The organism is Olleya sp. KJ81-1 (assembly GCF_055808135.1).
This window is the reverse complement of record NZ_CM147854.1, coordinates 3,104,490-3,125,970: the sequence shown is the minus strand read 5'-3', so window position 1 is coordinate 3,125,970 and position 21,481 is coordinate 3,104,490. Positions and strand designations below refer to the sequence as shown.

The 21,481-nt window shown below is 32.0% G+C and carries 19 protein-coding genes; 13 read left to right on the top strand and 6 right to left on the bottom strand.

Annotated features, from left to right (window positions below):
- Window positions 1-30: 30 nt before the first annotated feature.
- From tamL to accD, 3 genes are all read left to right on the top strand, one after another.
- Window positions 31-2,568 (top strand): translocation and assembly module lipoprotein TamL, encoded by a 2,538-nt coding sequence (gene tamL / locus AC0L3M_RS14600; RefSeq protein ID WP_473431231.1) that lies wholly within the window; start codon window positions 31-33, stop codon window positions 2,566-2,568.
- Between the two features lie 114 nt (window positions 2,569-2,682).
- Window positions 2,683-3,750, top strand: a complete 1,068-nt coding sequence (gene fbaA / locus AC0L3M_RS14595; RefSeq protein ID WP_145006164.1) for a class II fructose-bisphosphate aldolase — start codon at window positions 2,683-2,685, stop codon at window positions 3,748-3,750.
- Window positions 3,751-4,070: 320 nt separating this feature from the next.
- Window positions 4,071-4,928: an acetyl-CoA carboxylase, carboxyltransferase subunit beta gene (gene accD, locus AC0L3M_RS14590; protein WP_145006161.1), complete on the top strand. Its 858-nt coding sequence runs from the start codon at window positions 4,071-4,073 to the stop codon at window positions 4,926-4,928.
- A gap of 47 nt (window positions 4,929-4,975) precedes the next feature.
- Here accD and def read toward each other — a convergent pair whose 3' ends face one another.
- On the bottom strand, window positions 4,976-5,599 hold the full coding sequence (def, locus tag AC0L3M_RS14585) for a peptide deformylase (protein ID WP_473431230.1): 624 nt from the start codon (window positions 5,597-5,599) through the stop codon (window positions 4,976-4,978).
- A 36-nt stretch (window positions 5,600-5,635) separates the two neighbouring features.
- Window positions 5,636-6,736, bottom strand: a complete 1,101-nt coding sequence (locus AC0L3M_RS14580) for a sensor histidine kinase (RefSeq protein WP_473431229.1) — start codon at window positions 6,734-6,736, stop codon at window positions 5,636-5,638.
- Window positions 6,737-6,894: 158 nt separating this feature from the next.
- Here AC0L3M_RS14580 and rpsO point away from each other — a divergent pair, with 158 nt between their 5' ends.
- From rpsO to AC0L3M_RS14550, 6 genes are all read left to right on the top strand, one after another.
- On the top strand, window positions 6,895-7,164 hold the full coding sequence (rpsO, locus tag AC0L3M_RS14575; protein ID WP_145006839.1) for a 30S ribosomal protein S15: 270 nt from the start codon (window positions 6,895-6,897) through the stop codon (window positions 7,162-7,164).
- A gap of 170 nt (window positions 7,165-7,334) precedes the next feature.
- Window positions 7,335-9,587, top strand: coding sequence for a polyribonucleotide nucleotidyltransferase (locus tag AC0L3M_RS14570; RefSeq protein ID WP_292946983.1), 2,253 nt, complete (start codon window positions 7,335-7,337; stop codon window positions 9,585-9,587).
- 256 nt (window positions 9,588-9,843) lie between these two features.
- The gene (locus AC0L3M_RS14565) at window positions 9,844-11,205 is read left to right on the top strand and encodes a glycosyltransferase family 2 protein (protein WP_473432515.1); all 1,362 of its coding nucleotides are present in this window, start codon (window positions 9,844-9,846) and stop codon (window positions 11,203-11,205) included.
- 282 nt (window positions 11,206-11,487) lie between these two features.
- The gene (gene proC / locus AC0L3M_RS14560) at window positions 11,488-12,294 is read left to right on the top strand and encodes a pyrroline-5-carboxylate reductase (protein ID WP_473431228.1); all 807 of its coding nucleotides are present in this window, start codon (window positions 11,488-11,490) and stop codon (window positions 12,292-12,294) included.
- Between the two features lie 2 nt (window positions 12,295-12,296).
- Window positions 12,297-13,076, top strand: coding sequence for a glutamate 5-kinase (gene proB / locus AC0L3M_RS14555; protein ID WP_145006143.1), 780 nt, complete (start codon window positions 12,297-12,299; stop codon window positions 13,074-13,076).
- Between the two features lie 16 nt (window positions 13,077-13,092).
- Window positions 13,093-14,292 (top strand): glutamate-5-semialdehyde dehydrogenase, encoded by a 1,200-nt coding sequence (locus AC0L3M_RS14550; RefSeq protein WP_473431227.1) that lies wholly within the window; start codon window positions 13,093-13,095, stop codon window positions 14,290-14,292.
- A 58-nt stretch (window positions 14,293-14,350) separates the two neighbouring features.
- Here AC0L3M_RS14550 and AC0L3M_RS14545 read toward each other — a convergent pair whose 3' ends face one another.
- Window positions 14,351-15,013 (bottom strand): hypothetical protein, encoded by a 663-nt coding sequence (locus AC0L3M_RS14545; protein ID WP_292946969.1) that lies wholly within the window; start codon window positions 15,011-15,013, stop codon window positions 14,351-14,353.
- A gap of 117 nt (window positions 15,014-15,130) precedes the next feature.
- On the opposite strand from AC0L3M_RS14545, the gene AC0L3M_RS14540 reads away from it, so the two are divergent.
- The 4 genes from AC0L3M_RS14540 to rpe all read left to right on the top strand — a co-directional run bounded on the left by AC0L3M_RS14540 (window position 15,131) and on the right by rpe (window position 18,433).
- Window positions 15,131-16,099, top strand: a complete 969-nt coding sequence (locus AC0L3M_RS14540) for a hypothetical protein (protein ID WP_473431226.1) — start codon at window positions 15,131-15,133, stop codon at window positions 16,097-16,099.
- A gap of 217 nt (window positions 16,100-16,316) precedes the next feature.
- Window positions 16,317-17,180, top strand: coding sequence for a sigma-70 family RNA polymerase sigma factor (locus AC0L3M_RS14535; RefSeq protein ID WP_028284293.1), 864 nt, complete (start codon window positions 16,317-16,319; stop codon window positions 17,178-17,180).
- A gap of 139 nt (window positions 17,181-17,319) precedes the next feature.
- Window positions 17,320-17,727, top strand: coding sequence for a BLUF domain-containing protein (locus AC0L3M_RS14530; protein WP_145006133.1), 408 nt, complete (start codon window positions 17,320-17,322; stop codon window positions 17,725-17,727).
- A 43-nt stretch (window positions 17,728-17,770) separates the two neighbouring features.
- Window positions 17,771-18,433, top strand: a complete 663-nt coding sequence (rpe, locus tag AC0L3M_RS14525) for a ribulose-phosphate 3-epimerase (protein WP_473431225.1) — start codon at window positions 17,771-17,773, stop codon at window positions 18,431-18,433.
- A gap of 64 nt (window positions 18,434-18,497) precedes the next feature.
- On the opposite strand, the gene AC0L3M_RS14520 is transcribed toward rpe, so the two are convergent.
- The 3 genes from AC0L3M_RS14520 to AC0L3M_RS14510 all read right to left on the bottom strand — a co-directional run bounded on the left by AC0L3M_RS14520 (window position 18,498) and on the right by AC0L3M_RS14510 (window position 21,351).
- Window positions 18,498-18,917, bottom strand: a complete 420-nt coding sequence (locus AC0L3M_RS14520) for a CBS domain-containing protein (protein WP_292946959.1) — start codon at window positions 18,915-18,917, stop codon at window positions 18,498-18,500.
- 80 nt (window positions 18,918-18,997) lie between these two features.
- Complete coding sequence (locus tag AC0L3M_RS14515) at window positions 18,998-19,879, bottom strand: zinc-dependent peptidase (RefSeq protein ID WP_473431224.1); 882 nt, start codon at window positions 19,877-19,879, stop codon at window positions 18,998-19,000.
- Window positions 19,880-20,304: 425 nt separating this feature from the next.
- On the bottom strand, window positions 20,305-21,351 hold the full coding sequence (locus AC0L3M_RS14510) for a serine hydrolase domain-containing protein (RefSeq protein WP_115816073.1): 1,047 nt from the start codon (window positions 21,349-21,351) through the stop codon (window positions 20,305-20,307).
- Window positions 21,352-21,481: the final 130 nt, after the last annotated feature.

Here is a 21,481-nt window from a genome sequence, read left to right as displayed (position 1 = left end):
TAATAAACACCCTTATTATTTAGTATTCTTTTGAAAAAAATTCAATTTAAAATAATAGTTTTAATAGCAATTACCATGTTGTTTAATGCTTGTGACTCCGTTAAACGCGTAGCTCAAAACCAGCATCTATTAACTAAAAACACCATAACTATTAATGGAGAAAGTGTAACAAATGATACAATATCTAGTTTGTTTTACCAAAAACCAAACTCTAGATTACCTATACCATTTACTACAATACCATTAAAGCTTTATATATATAATAGTGCTAGACCAAATATTGACTCTGTTTTAAATGCTAGATTTTATAGCAATCCAAAAAAGATGGCACGTAAATCTAAATTACTGTCAAGAAAACAATTGGATAAATATTTAGACTCTAAAAAAAGTTTTAACAGTTGGTTAAAACGTACTGGAGAGGCACCAGTTATTATTGACACAGCATTAACTAATAAATCCTTAGTAAGGATAGAAAACTATTACAAAACTAACGGTTGGTTTAATGCCACAGCAGACTATAAAATTAATAAAGGTGACGACAAAAAAGCGACAATTGATTATACTATCCAAACAAAAAACGCTTATAAGTTTGACACAGTTGCTTCCAATATTAAATCTCCCGTAGTCGAAAAAATCTACAACCAGTTTAAAGACCAATCACTAATTAAATCTGGGTCACAATACCGTATTAACAACGTTTATAATGAAGCAGACCGTATTGTAGAACTAATGCGTGATAATGGTGTTTATCACTTTAGTCAAGATTATATAGAGTTTGAAGGCGATACCATTTTTGGTACCAACAAAATGAATATTGAAACCATTATTGAAAACCGATTAATTAGAGAAGAAGACGTTTCTAGACGAGAGCCTTTTAAAATTTTCAAGGTAAAAGATGTCAATATTTATACCAATAGCTCATTTAAAAATAGAAACCAATCTACAAACGACACCACTTATTACGATGGTTATAATATCTATAGTATTGGTAAATTAAAGTACAAACCAAGAGCATTAACAAACTCGGTATTTATAACACCAAACACTGTTTTTAAAGATAAAAACAGACCGTTAACATCAAGAAAAATAAGTGATTTACGCACGTTTAAATATCCAAACATTACTTATGTAGAAAATCCAGACACGACGTTAACCGCTAATATATTTTTAACACCTTTAAAAAAGTTTGAATTAGAGTTTAGCGCAGAAGCACTACAAAGTAACATACAAACCATTGGTTTTTCTATTAATCCAAGCTTATTAATTAGAAACGTTTTTAATGCTGCCGAGACTTTGGAAATTTCTGGATTTACATCCATTGGTTCCTCCAAGGATGCTAGCAATATAAAAGATCAGTTTTTTGATATTAACGAGATTGGAGCCAACCTAAAACTTACCATTCCAAGATTATTCTCTCCTTTTAATACAGAGAAAATCATACCTAAGTACATGTTTCCTAGCACAAGCCTTACAGTAGCAACATCTAGTCAAACTAACATAGGTTTAGACAAGCAAACCTTTACAGGATCATTTAATTACAGATGGTATCCCAATAATACTATAACTAGCAAATTAGATTTATTTAATATCCAATTTGTAAAAAACCTTAATACTGCTAACTATTTTAATGTCTATGATAATTCATTTGATTCTTTAAATGAAATTGCACAAACCTCAGGATTTATTAATTCTAGCCAAAATTTAGGCATACCTACTCAAGCCAATAACTTTTTAGATCAAGTAGCAAGTGGATCCTACAACACCATACTATCCAATGACGATATAGATACCGTAAATGCTATAAATGAAAGAAAACAAAGACTAACAGAAGACAACCTTATTTTTGCAACTAGTTTCAGTTTTACTAAAGACAGAAGAGACAACTTAGGTGATGAGGATTTTTCAATATTTAAATCACGTTTAGAATTAGCAGGAAATTTCTTTTCACTAACCTCTAAAGTTTTAGGATTACAAAAAAATGCAAACGGAAAATACGAAATGTTTAATGTTGCTTATTCGCAATATGCTAAAGTAGAATTAGACTATATCAAACATTGGAGTTTAGGGTACAAAAACGTACTAGCTTTTCGTACCTTTTTTGGAATAGCAATACCTTATGGCAACTCTACAAACATACCGTTTTCTAAAAGTTTTTTTGCTGGTGGAGCTAATGATAACAGAGCTTGGTCAGCCTATAATTTAGGACCTGGAAGTTTAGAAACCTCAAACGAGTTTAATGAGGCCAACCTAAAAATAGCCATAAGTGCAGAACAACGATTTAACTTATTTGGACCACTTAATGGAGCCATTTTTGTTGACACAGGAAACATCTGGAATGTCTTTGACGACATAGACCAAGATGAGGCAACACTATCAGGCTTTGACTCGCTTAAGGACATTGCAGTAGGTTCTGGTTTTGGACTTAGATATGACTTTAACTTTTTTGTACTTCGTGGTGACATAGGCTTTAAAACCTACGATCCATCCTATCCAATAGGCAACAGATGGTTTAATGATTACAATTTTGCAAACGCTGTTTATAACATCGGAATCAACTATCCTTTCTAGTATAAATTAGCACTTTAGCTAAAACGTTTGCGTGGTTTTATAGTTATTTAGACTTAAAATTTAGCAATTTTCATTACTTTTGAAGCTATACAAATTCAACTAAAAAAAATTAAAATGGCTCATAATATCAAACCAGGAGTTGCTACTGGAAAAGAAGTTCAAGAAATCTTTAAACTTGCTAAAGACAAAGGATTTGCTCTTCCAGCAGTAAACGTAATAGGATCAGACACTATTAATGGTGTATTAGAAACTGCAGCAGCATTAAACGCTCCAGTAATCATACAATTCTCAAATGGAGGTGCACAATTTAACGCAGGAAAAGGCTTAAGTAACGAAGATCAAAAGGCAGCAATTGCAGGATCTATAGCAGGTGCAAAACACGTCCACTTAATGGCAGAAGCCTATGGTGTACCTGTAATTTTACATACAGACCACTGTGCAAAAAAACTATTACCTTGGATAGACGGTTTATTAGATGCTAGTGAGCAACACTTTAAAGAAACTGGAAAATCATTATACAGCTCGCACATGATTGACTTAAGTGAAGAACCACTTGAAGAAAACATAGAAATCTGTAAACAATACCTTGCCAGAATGAGCAAAATGGGTATGACCTTAGAGATCGAGTTAGGTATTACAGGAGGAGAAGAAGATGGTGTAGACAATAGTGATGTAGACGAGTCTAAGTTATACACACAACCAGAAGAAGTAGCCTATGCCTATGAAGAGCTTAGCAAAGTAAGCGACCAGTTTACAATCGCAGCAGCTTTTGGAAACGTACATGGTGTATACAAACCAGGAAACGTAAAATTAACACCAAAAATCTTAAAAAACTCTCAAGAGTTTTTATCAAAAAAACACAACTTACCACACAACCATATTGACTTTGTATTTCATGGTGGATCAGGATCTACTCTAGAAGAAATCAGAGAAGCTATAGGTTACGGAGTTATAAAAATGAATATTGACACAGACATGCAATACGCATTCATGTCAGGAGTAAGAGATTACATGGCAGAAAAATCAGACTACCTACAATCACAAATAGGTAATCCAGATGGACCAGAATCTCCAAACAAAAAATATTACGACCCACGCGTTTGGTTACGCAAAGGAGAAGTAACGTTTGTAGAGCGTCTTAAAAAAGCATTCGAAGACCTAAACAACGTTAACACACTATAAAATAATTTTGGCGTTACCCAAGGGTCGGGCTTTCCGTTATATCTTTTTTGAAAAAAGACAAAAAAGGATGCCACTACAATCCCTAACGCAGCCAACATAATTACATAAAATAAAATTCCGTTTAAACTGATTAACCTCAGCACTAAACGGAATTTTTTTATCCCCAAAAAGCAATAAAAAAACAGATAGAGACATCAATTTTTGAGATTGATTAATAAAAAATGTAATTTTGTACGCTTGTATAAAGCAAACTAAAACTAAAATTAGAATAGGTTACTAGAAAACATCTACTAATCTTAATCCCAAAATAGTAAATCAATATGGCTTGGTTTAAAAGAAAAGAAAAAGGAATAACAACCGAAACTGCAGAGAAAAAAGACATTCCAAAAGGATTGTGGTACAAATCTCCAACAGGAAAAATAGTAGACTCTAAAGAGCTAGAAAAAAACTTTTACGTAAGCCCAGAAGATGGTTACCACGTGAGAATAGGAAGCAAAGAGTATTTTGAAATACTATTTGATGACAATAAATTTAAGGAGTTAGACGCAAATCTAACCTCAAAAGACCCATTAAAATTTGAGGATACAAAAAAATATCCAGACCGTTTAAAAGCTGCCGAAGCTAAAACAAACCTTAAAGACGCTGTACGTTGTGCAGTTGGTAAGTCAAAAGGTCAGGATTTAGTAATCGCATGTATGGACTTTGCTTTTATTGGAGGATCAATGGGTAGTGTTGTAGGAGAAAAAATAGCACGTGCTGCAGAGTATTCTTTAAAACACAATGTACCATTAATGGTCATCTCTAAATCAGGAGGAGCACGTATGATGGAAGCAGCATTATCTTTAATGCAATTAGCAAAAACATCGGCAAGACTTGGACAACTAGCAGATGCAGGTATACCATACATATCGTTAGCAACAGACCCAACAACAGGTGGTACAACAGCATCATTTGCTATGTTAGGTGATATTAACATCTCAGAGCCTGGTGCATTAATTGGATTTGCAGGACCACGTGTTGTGCGTGATACAACAGGACAAGAGTTACCAGAAGGTTTCCAAACCTCAGAGTTTTTGTTAGAACATGGTTTTCTGGATTTTATTACACAACGTAAAGATTTAAAAAACAGAGTCAACCAATATATAGACTTAATCACAAATAAGCCATTAAGAGCTTAATTGATAAACCATAAAAAAAGCCTTACTTATTTAGTAAGGCTTTTTTATTATTTTGCATCTTTAATGTCTTTATTCAAATGATCCAAAAATAAAATACCATTTAAGTGATCTATCTCATGCTGAAAAATTACGGATGTAAAATCTGCAACATCTTCCGTTACATGCTCGGCATTCAATGTGTCATATTCAATTGTAATAACTTTAGATCGTGTATTTAAGGTTTCAGCACGATTAGGAATCGATAAGCAACCTTCTCTCCTAATCTGCTTTTCTTCAGAATAATTAATAATTTTTGGGTTAAGATAAACCTCAAAAGGTGCATCATCTTTATCAAAACGCTGTACCCAAATAATATTTTTTAATATTCCAACTTGTGGTGCTGCAATACCAACACCTAAGGACATACTATCTCTAACGGTTGCAAACAAACGATTAGTAAAATGTTTTAAAGTTATATCATTTGGATCTGGTTTAACATATCCACTTTGTTGTCTTAATAAAATGGAATCTTTAGTATTATTAATCTTAAATACACGCATGGGTTGACCAGAGTCTAAAGCAGTTATTAATGCGACTTGATCTTTAGTAAAATTACCAGGCTTTAAATCCTTTTGATTAGCACAACTTACTAATACAAAAACAATAAATAATACATTTATGATGGGTCTCATTACTGTTGCAGTTTTAAATAATAATAACACATTTGATTAAGCTGTTTTAAAATAAACTAAAAATTGACTTCCAATATTAACTTGACTTTTAAATTCTATCTTACCTCCTATGGATTCCACTTGACTTTTTGTAATAAATAAACCTAAACCTCTTGCGTTTTTATTGTTATGAAATGTTTGATACAACGAAAACATTTTATCACCATACTTATTCATATCCAAACCTAAACCATTGTCTTTAACACTCAAAACAATAAAGTCGTCTTGAACATAAGTACTTAATACTACTTCAGATTGTTTGTTAGCATCTCTATACTTTATGGCATTGGTCAACAAATTAAGAATTATACTATCCAAATACGCTTCAACAGCAACCACCTTAACATTGTCGGTAACTAAATTTTTAATCTGGCAAGCATTATTTTTAGCCAAAGCATTAACACTATATATTGCATTGGTTATGTATTTACCAAGATGTAACGGTTTTAAATCTTCGTTTTCAAACCAAGTAGACTCTGCAATACTTTTTAAATGTTTTACCGTTTCATTTAAATTGGTAATCGCTTCATTTAAGTAAATAAAACTTTCATTTGTTTTAATTTCGGGCACTTCATTTTTTGTAAATTTGGCCAAAGTCTTTAAATTTCCAGCATGCGTACTTAAATTATGAGAAATTATCCTAGAAAAATTTAATAACCTTTCATTTTGTTCTTTAATAACTTCTGTAAAAACCTCTTTTTCACTCTCAACCTTTTTTAAATCGGTCACGTCCTGTATTTGAGATATAAAATACTTTGGTGCTCCCTTTTCATTTTTAACTAAAGACACAGATAATTGTGCCCAAATAATACTCCCATTTTTAGCAAAGTATCTTTTTGGCAAAGTATAACTATTAATCACACCACTTTTTAACTTGTCAAGCCTATCCAAATCAATATCTAAATCTTCCTTATGGGTAATATCCTGAAACGTTAAGTCTAACAGGTCTGCTTCAGTATAGCCAAAAAGGTCACAAATACTTTTATTAACTTTTATCCATTTACCATCCAATCCTACAATTGCAATACCATGATAAGCATGATTAAAAACATCAGGCAAAAAATTGGATTTCAGATCTTCTAGGCTCTCTTTGTACATGGCAATATAATATTTACCTAAAAATAGTTCATACTGTATTTTTAAAAAAATTTTAGAAGAATTTGTTTTAAAAATTACGAAATCATTAAAAATAACTATATTTGCGGCTCGAAAGATAAACTTTCGTGTACATAACAATCATTTATAATAATATTAGAATGTATTTAGATCAAAAAGAAAAAGAAGAAATTTTTACTAAACACGGTAAAAATGCAAAGGACACAGGTACTGCAGAAGGGCAAATAGCTTTATTTACTTACCGTATCAACCACTTAACTGAGCACTTAAAGAAAAATCGTAAAGATTATAACACTGAGCGTTCTTTAGTAAAACTAGTAGGAAAAAGAAGAAGCTTACTAGATTACTTAACTAAGAAAGATATCTTAAGATATCGTGCAATTATTAAAGAATTAGGATTAAGAAAATAATCATAATATAAAACCACGCTTTTTAGCGTGGTTTTTTGATACCAAACAACTCGATTTGAACGAGTATAATAATCAAAATTGAAGAAGCTAATTACAGTTTTTCATTGGTCAATCACAACTACTACTACCACAACACAACGACCATTGTTTAATTAGAATTAAAAAAATTTATGATTCCACAAGTTTTTAAAGAGGTTATTGACCTTGGAGACGGTAGAACTATTTCTATCGAAACCGGAAAATTAGCAAAACAGGCACATGGATCTGTTGTTGTACAGTCAGGAAACTGCATGTTGTTATGTACATTAGTATCTAACTACAAGCAAAGCGACGTTGACTTTTTACCATTAACAGTAGATTACCGCGAAAAATTTGCTGCTGCTGGACGTTATCCAGGAGGTTTCTTTAAAAGAGAAGCAAGACCTAGTGATGGTGAAGTATTAACTATGCGTCTTGTTGACCGTGTTTTACGTCCATTATTTCCAAAAGATTATCATGCAGAAACACAAGTGATGATCCAATTAATGTCTCATGACGACAACGTTATGCCAGACGCTATGGCTGGATTAGCTGCATCTGCTGCTATCCAACTATCTGACGTACCATTTGAAACGCCTATCTCTGAAGCTAGAGTTGGACGTATTAATGGTGAGTTTATTATCAACCCAACACGTGCGCAGTTAGAAGAGTCTGATCTAGATATGATGATTGGTGCCTCTGCTGACTCTGTAATGATGGTTGAAGGTGAAATGTTAGAAATTTCTGAAGAAGAAATGGCTGAAGCAATTAAATTTGCACATGAAGCTATTAAAGTACAATGTGCTGCTCAAGTAAGATTAGCAGAAGCTTTTGGTAAAAAAGAAACACGTGAGTACGATGCAGAACGTTCTGATGACGATTTAGCAAAAAAGATTTACGACTTAGCATACGATAAAGTGTACGCTGTCGCTAAAGCTGGATCTTCTAAAAAAGAAAGAAGCAATGCTTTTTCTGAAATTAAAGAAGAAATCAAAGCAACATTTACTGAAGAAGAATTAGCAGATTATGGAGATTTAGTCTCTAAATATTATGCTAAAGCGGAAAAAGCTGCTATTAGAAATTTAACTTTAGATGAAGGATTACGTCTTGATGGTCGTAAGACTGACGAGATTAGACCAATCTGGTGTGAGGTAAACTATTTACCATCTACACATGGATCGTCTATCTTTACACGTGGAGAAACGCAAGCATTAGCTACAGTTACTTTAGGTACATCTAGAGAAGCAAATCAAATAGACATGGCCTCTTTTGAAGGAGAAGAGCGTTTTTATTTGCATTACAACTTCCCTCCTTTTTCAACAGGAGAAGCTAGACCTTTAAGAGGAACTTCTAGACGTGAAGTTGGTCATGGTAATTTAGCACAACGTGCATTAAAAAACATGGTACCAGCAGACTGTCCTTATACAGTACGTGTTGTGTCTGAAGTATTAGAATCTAACGGATCATCATCTATGGCTACTGTATGTGCAGGAACTATGGCACTTATGGACGCTGGAGTTAAGCTTAAAAAACCAGTTTCTGGTATTGCAATGGGATTAATCTCTGACCAAGAAACAGGAAAATACGCTGTATTATCTGATATTTTAGGAGACGAGGATCACTTAGGTGATATGGACTTTAAAGTTACAGGTACTGCAGATGGTATTACTGCTTGTCAAATGGATATTAAAGTAAAAGGTTTATCATATGAGATTTTAGTAAATGCACTAAAACAAGCTCGTGATGGACGTTTACATATCTTAGGTAAACTTACAGATACAATTGCTACACCAAATGAAGAAGTTAAGGAACATGCACCTACAATGGTGACAAGACGTGTACCTAACGCATTTATTGGTGCTTTAATTGGACCTGGAGGAAAAGTTATCCAAGAAATGCAAAAAGAAACTGAAACAACTATCGTAATAAACGAAGATCCTGTTACAGAAGAAGGTATTGTTGAAATTTTAGGTGTTGGTAAAAAAGGTATTGATGCTGTTATGGCAAAAATTGATGCTATATTATTTAAACCTGAAGTTGGTAAAGTATACCAAGTAAAAGTTATCAAAATGTTAGATTTTGGTGCTGTTGTTGAGTATATGGATGCACCAGGAAACGAAGTGTTATTACACGTAAGTGAATTAGCATGGGAACGTACTGAAAATGTTACTGATGTAGTAAACATGGGAGACGTTTTTGACGTTAAATATTTTGGTCTTGACCCAAGAACACGCAAAGAAAAAGTATCTAGAAAAGCAATCTTACCAAAACCAGAAGGTTATGTAGCTAGACCACCAAGAGAAAATAATGATCGTGGTGGACGTGATAACAGAGGTAGAGATAATCGTGGACGTGATAACAAACGTGACGACAGAAAACCTAGAGAAGATAAAAAAGAAGATTAATTCTTTTTAAACTTTATTAAAAAAAGCCCAAATAGATTTATTTCTATTTGGGCTTTTTTACGTTTTTAACTTAATCCTAAATTTTAACTATTTGACCAGTAAAAAAGTTTTCTTAAATAAATACTAAAAAACATCTAAACTAAATTTTGATGCGTAAATCTAATATTACACTAATTTAAAGACAAACAATTTTTATGGCTACAAAAACTACCAACACAATTAAAACTGTATCAAATAGAAAAAAATAGTAAATAAAATCAACGGGTTTTTTCATAGTAAAGGCATCACTGGAAGCCCACAAAATAGATTAGTGTTAATTAGCTCCTTTTTACTTATTATTTTAGGTGTCTATTTCTTTTATATATTCCATAACGATTTTGACGCATTTAATACGTCACAAATGAGCACTAAAATTGGGCTTACTTTTATATACGTGGCAACTACTTTATTTGCATACAAAGTTTTATTCTTTTTATACACAGCCTATAATTATTTTAAGTACAAACCAGTTGTATCTGTGACTGACCAAGAATTACCAACCTGTACTATTATAGTACCAGCTTATAATGAAGGTAAACAAGTTTGGGATACGCTTATGAGCTTGGATAAAAGCGACTACCCAAAAGATAAATTACAACTATTAGCAATAGATGATGGTAGCTTAGACGACACTTGGGATTGGATGGTTGATGCTAAAAAACAATTAGGAGATCGTTTAGAAATATATAAACAACCTAAAAACAAAGGTAAACGCCATGCTTTGTATCGTGGTTTTAACCTTGGTAAAGGAGATATTTTTGTAACCGTAGATAGCGACTCCATTGTTACTAAGGATACTTTAAGAAATTTAGTTAGTCCATTTGTAGGTAATGAAAAATGTGGAGCTGTAGCTGGAAACATTAGGGTACTAAATAACAAATCAGAGATGCTTCCTAAAATGCTTGACGTAAGTTTTGTAATGAGTTTTGAATTTGTACGCTCTGCAGAAAGCAATTTAAACTCTGTTTTATGTACTCCAGGAGCATTAGCTGCATATAAAAGAACTGCTGTTTTTGAAGTCTTACCAGAATGGATTAATCAAACTTTTATGGGACAACCTTCAGATATTGGAGAAGACAGAGCTATGACTAATATGATTTTAAAACAAGGTGATCATGTTTTATTTCAAAGTAATGCTATTGCCTATACCAATGTACCTGAAGAGTATTTAGGACTATACAAAATGTTTATACGTTGGGGAAGAAGTAATGTTAGAGAAAATTTAGAAATGGCTAAATATGTATTCACTAACTTTAGAGAAGGTAATAAATTAGGAACTAGATTATTATTTTTTAGTCAATTTTCTAAACTAATAATGAGTTATCCTTTAATAATATTTATGTTGTTTTTTGTTATGGTACATCCATTGTTATTTTTTGGATCTACTCTAGTAAGTATCTTAATATTATCGACGTTTTCTTTATTATTTTTTACTAAAAAATATAAAACTTACCAAGGATTTTGGGCTTACTCATATAGTATTTTGTACACCTTTGGATTGTTTTGGATTACACCTTACGCAATTGCAACAGCAAATAGAAGAGGCTGGCTAACAAGAGGGTTAGTCGAAAAAAAATAGTTTTTTTTATATAAACACCCCTATTTTAAACGGGTTAATTGTTTCAGATTGGTACAAATATCAAAATTTGTCACCGACAGACTGTCACAATTAACCCGTTTCTTAATTTTATCAATTTAGATATTGCCACCTATTTACTTCTTAAATTTTCAATATCACAATTATCAATACAAATCTTTATAAAAATCTAAATTCTTTAAATCAAAATTTCGTTTTGGCACTGTCGCACAGTAATTGTGGCTATTATGATACTGACAGTTAATTTATTAATTAAAACAAATTATGAAAGTATTAGTAATAGGAGCCGGAAACATGGGTTTAACTTATTCTGAAGGAATGATAAATTCTTCATTATTAAATAAACACAAATTAAGAATTTTTGATACCGATCCTAAAAAAATTGAAACCTTAAGACAACAACCTAAATTTAATGTTTACACGTCCTTAACAGATTGCTTACCACAGGCAGACATTATTTTTTTAGCAGTAAAACCCTACCACTGTGACGATCTATTTACAGAAATGAAGCGCATGGTAAATAAAGAGCAAATTTTTGTATCTCTTATGGCAGGAGTTACTATAAACTCCATTCAAAAAGGCTTGGGTATAAAAAAAGTGATCAGAACCATGCCTAATCTGCCAGCTAAGGTTGGTAAAGGTGTAACCTCTTACACTGGTGACACATCTGTTTCTAAAGTAGAGCTTTTAATGATAAGACATTTATTAGATACTACAGGAACATCGATTGAAGTTAGTAGCGAAAACTTTATAGATGCTTCAACCGGAATTTCCGGAAGTGGTCCAGCTTATGTGTTTTATTTTATGCAGTCCATGTTAGAAGCTGCTTTAAAAATGGGCTTTTCGGATTATGACTCTAAAGTTTTAGTAAGTAACACCTTTGAAGGTGCTATAGAATTATTTAGTCAAAACGATATATCTCCAGAAAAATGGATTGACAAAGTAGCCTCTAAGGGAGGGACTACTCAAGCTGCAATTGATAGTATGGAAGATAATAATGTAAAACAACTTATCCAAGATGCTGCTTACGCTGCGTTTGATAGAGCTGTTGAATTAGGAAAAGAAAAATAATAATGGAAGATAATATAAAGCGCGTAGTAGTTAAAGTAGGTACCAACGTGCTAACAAATAAAGACAACAGAATATTAGGACCTGTATTAAGAGAACTAGTTAGACAAATTGCAGTATTGTACGAACGTGGTATTAAGGTCGTATTAGTTTCTTCTGGATCTGCAATTGCCGGAAAAGAAATTTTAGGAAACACGCAAATTGAAGACTCGTCAATACGACGTCAAGTCTACTCATCCGTTGGCCAACCCAGAATGATGAGACATTATTATAGCATTTTTCATGATTACGGAATGCGTTGCGCTCAAGTTTTAGCCACAAAACGTGATTTTGACTTAGGAAAATACAGAGAGAATATGATTAACTGTTACGAAGGTTTGTTGTCTGAGGGCATTACACCTATTGCAAATGAAGATGATGCTGTATCCTTAACCATGTCTATGTTTACTGATAATGACGAGCTGGCTAGCTTGGTTGCAGAATTAATTGATGCAGATAGATTAATTATTTTGTCAGATACCGATGGATTATATACAGGTCATCCTGACCATAAAGACTCGGTTAAATTACACGAAGTTAAAACTAACCAGAATGTAGAAAAATACGTGTGTGCTTCTGGTAAAAAAGAAGGAGAAGGTCGTGGTGGAATGGCTTCAAAATTAAGAATAGCAAAAGTCACAGCACGTAAAAACATACCAACATATATTGCTAATGGTAAACGCGAAAATGTAATGGTAGATATTATAGATAATAAACAAATTGGTACAAAGTTTATTTGTGCCTAACTAAAAATTTAAATTAATGAAACTATTAAATACAGATATAAAAAATAAAGTTCTAAAATCAATGATACAGATTTTAGACCATGAAAGAGAACATATTATTGCTGCCAATAAAAAAGACTTAGACGCTTTTAACAAAGACGATCAAGCATTGTTTGACCGCCTGATTGTAAACAATAAAAAGGTAAATGAAATGATTGAGGCTGTTAAAGCAGTATTAAGTCAAGATGATCCTGTTGGTCAAGAGCTATCAAATTTAACGCTTAAAAATCAACTTAATGTTGTTAATACAACTGCTCCTTTTGGTACAATATTAATTATTTACGAATCTAGACCAGATGTCACCATTGAAGCTGCAGTGTTAGCTTTTAAAGCCAACAACAAAATTTTATTAAAAGGCGGTAAAGAAGCGTTAAACAGTAACCTTATTTTAGAAAAATGTTGGCATCAAGCGTTAGAAGACAACGGACTAACTAAAGATTGGATTAAACTTTTACATTTAAAAAGAGAAGAAACACAAGCCTTTTTAAAAAACCCAACAGAACCATTGGATTTAATAGTCCCGAGAGGTGGAGAGCGTTTAATTAATTTTGTAAAAACACATGCTACCTGTGCTGTATTAGTTAGTGGTAGAGGTAACAACTTTTTATATGTTTCAGAACAAGCCGATTGGAGTAAAGCGGTTGGTGTAATTGTAAATGCAAAAACAGATAAAATTTCTGGTTGCAATGCTTTAGACAAGGTATTAATTAATAAAAACATCCCAGAATATCAATTAAAACTTAAAATGTTACAGCAAAAACTGGAGCAACATAATGTCACTATACTATCTGATAATAGCGTTGCTAAAGTTTTAGATTCTACTGAAAAAATAACAGAAGATGCAATTTGGAAAGAAGAGTTTTTAGCCTTAAAGCTACTTATAGGTGAAGTTAGTACATTAGACGAAGCTATAGATATGATTAATACACACTCTGGTAAACATTCTGCTGCTATTATAACCGAAAACACTACTGAAGCACTACATTTTATGAATCATATTGATAGTGCTGCTGTATACCATAATGCCTCTACTAGATTTACAGATGGAGGACAAATGGGAGTTGGTGCAGAGTTAGCCATAAGCACAGACAAATTACACCACAGAGGACCTTTGGGACTAAAACAATTAGTAACCAATAAATACTATGTATTTGGTGATGGCCAAGTTAGAGTTTAAAAAAACTATTTAAAAAATCCGATGATTACATTCATCGGATTTTTTTTATAATGCTAGACTAAAAACTGTATAATATTTTAGGTGTTATATACACAGATCCCACATTTTCCTGAACTGCACCTTCAATTTTATAAGGCGCATAATTTAAACCTAGACCAAAGGTTAACTCTTCATTATTTCTAAATTTTTTGACGTAATCTAAAGTTGGCGAAATTAAAAATGCAGTAATAACTTCGTACTTTTCTTCTGTATCATTGTCTCCTGTATAAAAGGGATTTCTTGCATCTGTTTTAATAATAGAAGCACCAATACCAAAGCTAACATGTAATTGCGAATTAACATTTTGACTCAAGTTTTTTTTAAACCTCAACATAGGATTAAACATAAAAGCAGCTTTAGCCTGAATAGTATCCAAAGCTCTAACATACTTAAAAGACTGTTTTTGATCCGGAACGACAAATTGCAAAGCTAATTCTAAAGACTTTTTATTAGTAACTGGAAAGTCCAAACTTAGCTCGATTAATGGAGAGACTCCAAAATAATTTTTCAGTTTACCTTGAGGTAGCATGACACCTCCTCCAATTTTAAACGTCACTTTTTTAAAGTAGTCGTCCATATAACTATGATATTGATTACTATTGGTCACGTAAATAGTATCCTTTTGCGCTATACATAGCTGTAAACCTCCAAAAAATATAATGGTAATTAATAAATTTTTCATGATTATAATTTTAAAATTTGATTCAAAATTATTGTTATAATCACATAAAATTTTTGCTAATCCGCCAATAGTAAAAGTAATTTTTGCGATTTTCGCAAATTAATAGTAAATTACTATATGTTTCAAACTTCATTTTTAGCTTATTTAAAAGCACAACTGCCAAATAATACTTCTGTAATAGATGCTGTTGCAACTGCGTTAGATATTAGTTATGATGCTGCACATAGACGTGTTAGCTTAAAAAGTAAATTATCTTTAGATGAAAGTGTTGCATTGGCTAAATACTACAATGTGTCATTAGACAGGTTATTTGAAACGACTGCTAATGAGTTTGTAACCATTGAAAAAACGAAGCAAATAGAGAACGAAACAGAATTGCAACACTATTTTGAAGATTCTTATCTGTCTTTATTACCCTTATTAAAGCAAAAGGATAGTACCATATTATATTCGGCTAAGGATATACCGTTGTTTTACAATTTAAATGGCGATCCTTTAAGCCAGTTTAAATATTATGTTTGGCTTAAGTTACTAAACCCTAAATTAGCTAGTAAAAGTTTTGATAATTTTGCTCCAAGCCCATCTTTAATTGAAGCCGGAAAGCGACTAGGTAGTTTGTATAACACCTTAAACACGCAGGAAGTTTGGGACATTACAACTATTAATAGTACTTTAAAACAAATACATTTTTACTTTCAGGCTGGACAAGTAAACTCTAAATCTGCATTACAGTTATGTGATTTATTAAAACAATTAATCACATCTATTTTTAATAAAATAACGTCGGAAGACCATCCTTTTTTACTGTATTATAATGAGTTACATTTAATGAATAACAATGTTCTGGTTAGTACGCCTAATAACCAAATGTTATATGTGCCTTTTACTTTGCTATCTTATTATAAAACTGAGGACAGGCACACGTGTGAGGAAGCCGAACGCTTTTTAAAAAAGCAGTTACAGAATAGTAAATTATTAAATACTGCTGGAGAAAAAGAACGTAATCGTTTTTTTAATAAACTGTATAGTAAAATTGACGCTTTAAAGCAACTTATTGCTGCCACACAGCTATTAGATTTTGAGTAAGTCGCAACCGTAAGCGCGTTAAGGATGGAAGTGGCATCCTTTTTTGTTTTTTTTCAAAAAAGATATAACGTACAGCCTGACGCATTTAAGCTTACAAAAAAGCTTAAATGGGTAACGCTAAAAAAATAATCACTAATTTTTGTAACAAAAAGTGGATTGTATACGTATAACTATTGATAGCAAAATATTCACAAAGAAAATAATCACACTTTTTTAGATGAGACAACTTAAAATTACCAAGCAGGTTACTAACCGTGAGACCGCATCGTTAGATAAATATCTACAAGAAATTGGAAAAGTTGACTTAATTACCGCAGATGAAGAGGTAGAATTAGCACAACGTATCAAGGCTGGAGACCAGGTTGCACTTGAAAAATTGACTAAAGCTAATTTACGTTTCGTAGTATCGGTAGCTAAGCAATATCAAAACCAAGGGTTAACGCTTCCGGATTTAATAAATGAAGGTAACTTGGGATTAATTAAAGCTGCACAACGTTTTGATGAAACGCGTGGATTTAAATTTATCTCGTATGCTGTTTGGTGGATTAGACAATCTATTTTACAAGCTTTAGCAGAACAATCTAGAATTGTGCGTTTACCGCTTAATAAGATTGGATCTATTAATAAAATAAATAAAACTTTTGCTTTCTTGGAACAAGCGCATGAGCGTCCACCAAGTCCAGAAGAAATTGCTAAGGAATTAGACATGACTATTAACGATGTTAAGGAGTCTATGAAAAATTCTGGTCGTCACGTTAGTATGGATGCACCTTTAGTTGAAGGTGAAGACTCTAACTTATATGATGTATTAAATTCTGGTGAGTCACCAAATCCAGATCGTGAATTATTACACGAATCTTTACGTACTGAAATTGAGCGTGCTTTAGAAACACTAACGCCTCGTGAAGCTGATGTTATTAGATTATACTTTGGTTTAGGTAACCAACATCCAATGACATTAGAAGAAATTGGTGAGACTTTTGACCTTACTAGAGAGCGTGTAAGACAAATTAAAGAAAAAGCTATACGTAGATTAAAACATACGTCTAGAAGTAAAATATTAAAAACTTACTTAGGATAACACCTAAGTTGCGGTAACAAACAGTTATTCATAACTGTTCGTTTTTTGATTGATGAAAGAACCCGAAGCTGATTACTTCGGGTTCACTCATTTAAAATACTACTGTATTATTATTTAAAATTTATTATTATATTTATTTATGTTAAAAACCATTTGCTATAAAAGCCAAGCTAATGCTAACCTAAACTTACTAGAGTTTGAGGCACTTTTTAATCAAACTCAGTTAAAAAACAATAGCCATAACATTACAGGTGTTTTAGTTAAAAGAGATGATGTGTTTTTTCAGATACTTGAAGGTAATCCTATAATAATTGACACAGTTTACGAAGAGATTAAAAAGGATCGTAGACACTTTAATATATTAGAACTTTTAAATAAATCCATATCGCAATTAAGTTTTAAGTCCTTTGATATTGGCTATGCTGTAATTAAGGATACTGATACACTTTATGGATTACAAAAATTTGTTAGCGATTTACAACAAAACAATATTGAAAATAGTCCACTGTTTTTACAAATTATTGAAGAGCTACTAAGCGAGCACTAATAAAAAATGTTAGCTTTGTGCAAACAACACAAAACTAAAATAAATGTCTTCTAAATTAATTGCTCCTTCAATGCTTGCTGCCGATTTTGGCAACTTACAACGCGATACTGAAATGGTTAACAATAGTGATGCCGATTGGTTTCATATAGATGTTATGGATGGTCATTTTGTACCAAACATATCTTATGGAATGCCAGTTATTGCTGCCATTAAAAAACATGCCACTAAACCATTAGATGTGCATTTAATGATTGAAAAACCAGAACGTTATATTGAGGAGTTTGCAAAGGTAGGTGCAGATATTATTACTGTACACCACGAGTCTACTGTACATTTACATCGTACATTAAGACAAATTAAAGATGCGGGCTGTAAAGCTGGTGTTGTCCTTAATATTACTACTCCTGTATCCGTTTTAGAGGATATACTTCCAGAATGCTACATGGTTTTACTTATGTCCATTAATCCTGGTTTTGGTGGTCAAAAGTTTGAAGAGGTTACTTACCAACGTGTAAAAAAACTTAGAAAAATGATAGACGAGCAAGGTCTTGATACCAAAATAGAAATTGATGGTGGTGTAACAGATAAAAACATTGAAAAACTAGTTGAAGCTGGTGCAGATGTTTTTGTTGCTGGTAGTCACGTTTTTAAAAGCGAAAACCAGAAAGACGCTATAAAAAACCTGAAAGCATTAGCTAACGGTTAATAGATATAAAAAAAGGCTCCATATTATGGAGCCTTTTTAATTACTTAATTATTTATTATTAACCCTAAAACTGATTAATTAAGTAATTAATTAAATCTGTAGTAGTAACAATCCCAACCAAAACATTGTTATCTACCACAGGTAATGCATGAAATTCTTTTTTAGACAATAATTCTGCTACCTCTTTTATTGTCGTATTACTAGACACACTTATTAAATTTTTAGCCATAACCTGCTGTATTGTAAACATATTATATACTACTGTGTCCACATTACTATCCTGATCATCTGTTGCATCTGCATAACTAATTCTAAGTAAATCTGTATAACTTAACATTCCAATTATAGCATCTCCACTAACAACAGGAATATGTCTAATGCTGTGAAGCTTAAATAAATTTTCTGCTTTATCTAAATCGTCAGTTGTATTTAAGGTAATGACATTTTTAGTCATTATGTCTGATACTGGAGTTCTTTTTTTCATGTTATTGGCTTTTAAATTACAGTAATAAAGTTACCTTTTATATACTTAAAAAAACATGACAAAAGTCAGTAAAAATCTATTTAATAGCCTTTAAAATTAAAGTTAAGCATTTGCTTAACCTTTTTATAAAGCTCCGGAAATTGTGCTTTAAAATCTTGAGGCGTTTCGATAAAAGACTCGACAACAACAGCGATAAACTCAAAGTTGTTTTCAAAAGCATATGCCCTAAAATAATTTGAATTTACTAGTTTACTTTTATAAACTGGATTGTCATTAATATAACTTTGCAACTCCTTTAAACCTGTTAAAAATAGATATGCAGTTACATCATTTTGAAATTCGGTTTGCAAATAACTTAAGTGTAGTGCGTGTATAAATTCGTGTATACCTAAATTAAGATTATCATCTTCTATTTTATAGCCAATCATAAAATCTTCCCAAGATAATATCACAGCTCTGTAAGCAGGATTAAAATGACCTTTATGATAGGTCTTATCTAAACTAGAGTAAAAAGTCGTGGGATAAATTAATATTTTGTCTACTAATCCAATTTTATAATCTCTGTATCCAAAAGTTAGCATTACTGCTGTTGCAGAAACTAAAACACGATGTGTATCATTAATTTCTAAATGCTCTTTACCAACAAACTCGGTATTATTTAAAAATTTATGAAGCCGATGCCTAAAGTAGCCTTGCTCTTTTAAATTAAGTCTTTTATAAAACTTGAAATTACGTTCTAGTATTTGTCTTTGTCCTAGAGTTAAGTCATTTAATTTAAGGTAAAAATGACGGAATAATGGTTTTCTAGCGATATAGTCAATATAAATACTTTCTACCAATTTAAATAACCATATAGAGCCAGCTATTACCAAAAAACAAACTAACAACACAGAAATTACACCTAAGACATATTTGTACACCAATGGGTTTTCCTCTAATTCTGCCTTAGCTTGTAATAACATTAATTATTGTCCAGTTTTAAAATGTTTATTGATTAAATATAAATTAAAAATAAAGAAAGTGATTTTTATACATTACAGATACTTAAATTAAGATTATTTTTATTGATAATAAAAAACCAAATCACTACTTCAGAAAACTTGAAACAGCGTTTGGTTTTAATTAAAATTGTGACCTCGAAGGGACAGAGTTCAAACTTTTCGAAGGAAGATATTGACTTAATTATCTCAAAATCAATATAAATCAAAACTCACCCTTATTACTTCGAACCCAAGAGTTTATTAGAATTGTTAATTTTGATTTTATTTTTGTAATCACATTGTCGTACAGTAATTTCTAAAAAAATCAAATATATGGTTGTTGAAATTGATAATGCTCAAGGGATAAAGTGGTTCTCGTTATAAATTGATATTCGTTAAAGCCTGTATTATTTTGCTCTATTTTCCTCAACAATTCTAACCACTCTATTTATCATTATTTCTGACAAATTCCACAGTAATAAATCCTCATCAGTTGTATTATTAAAAAGAATTACTACAGTGTCTATATTGTTATGATATTCTGTAAAGCTCTGATATCCTGGAACCCATCCAGAATGTTCATATTCATAAATTTCAGAATAGATTTTCCGTTCTCGTTCTTTGAATATAGAACCATCGTTTAATGCTCTCAAAAATATACCAACATCTTCCGCAGTAGCCAGCATACCGAATTCTTTCTCTTTTAAATCAGGTTCATAGCCAACGTAGTAACCACTCATCACATCCTCTATATCTACCTCGCTTAACGAGAAGAATGTATTATTCAGTTCGAGTGGTACTAAAATTTGCTCTTTGATATATTGATGATGATTATACCCCACCGTATTGTCAATAAGTAAACCAAGGAGTAAATAATTTGTATTTGAATAGCTATAGTCTTCTCCTGGTTCAAACAGCGCGGGTGTATCCAATACTAATGCTAACGATTCCTCAGCACTATCAGGTGGGTTTTCCCAGTAACCTCCACTGTCTGTAAAATTTGGAATCCCGCTTCGATGTTGTACCATCATTTTTAGAGTTATTCTATCTGCATTTTCAATCCTACCTAGCAATTCAGGGAAATAATCAGCAAGGGTTTTATCTAGTGACAATCTGTTATCATTAACCAACTTAGAAATGGAAACCGCTACATATAACTTGCTAATACTAGCTATTTTAAATAGTGCATTGGGTTTAGCAGGTATTTTATGTTCTCGATTGTGCCAACCACCTGTATAAAATTCTGGTTGTTTCCCTGCCTCATCTACATAAACAATCATACCATCCAAACCGTGACTTATTGCTTGGTCAACTTGTTCTTGAACAGTATCTGGCAATGGTAATATCCAAGCTTTCACTAAAATCCAAGGCACAAACCACAAGGAAATTGCAGTACCTGTGAACAAGGCTATCCTGATTATAATTTTTTTATTTCGTTTTTTAGAATTAAGCATAGATAGTAAAGTTATAATTATTGCTCATTTTTAGGAAGTATTATTCGTAACACAGTTCAGAAAAGTTCAGGGTTTCAAAGTTTATGTTTGGAAATATGATCCTATTATATGCAACATAAAAATACTATTT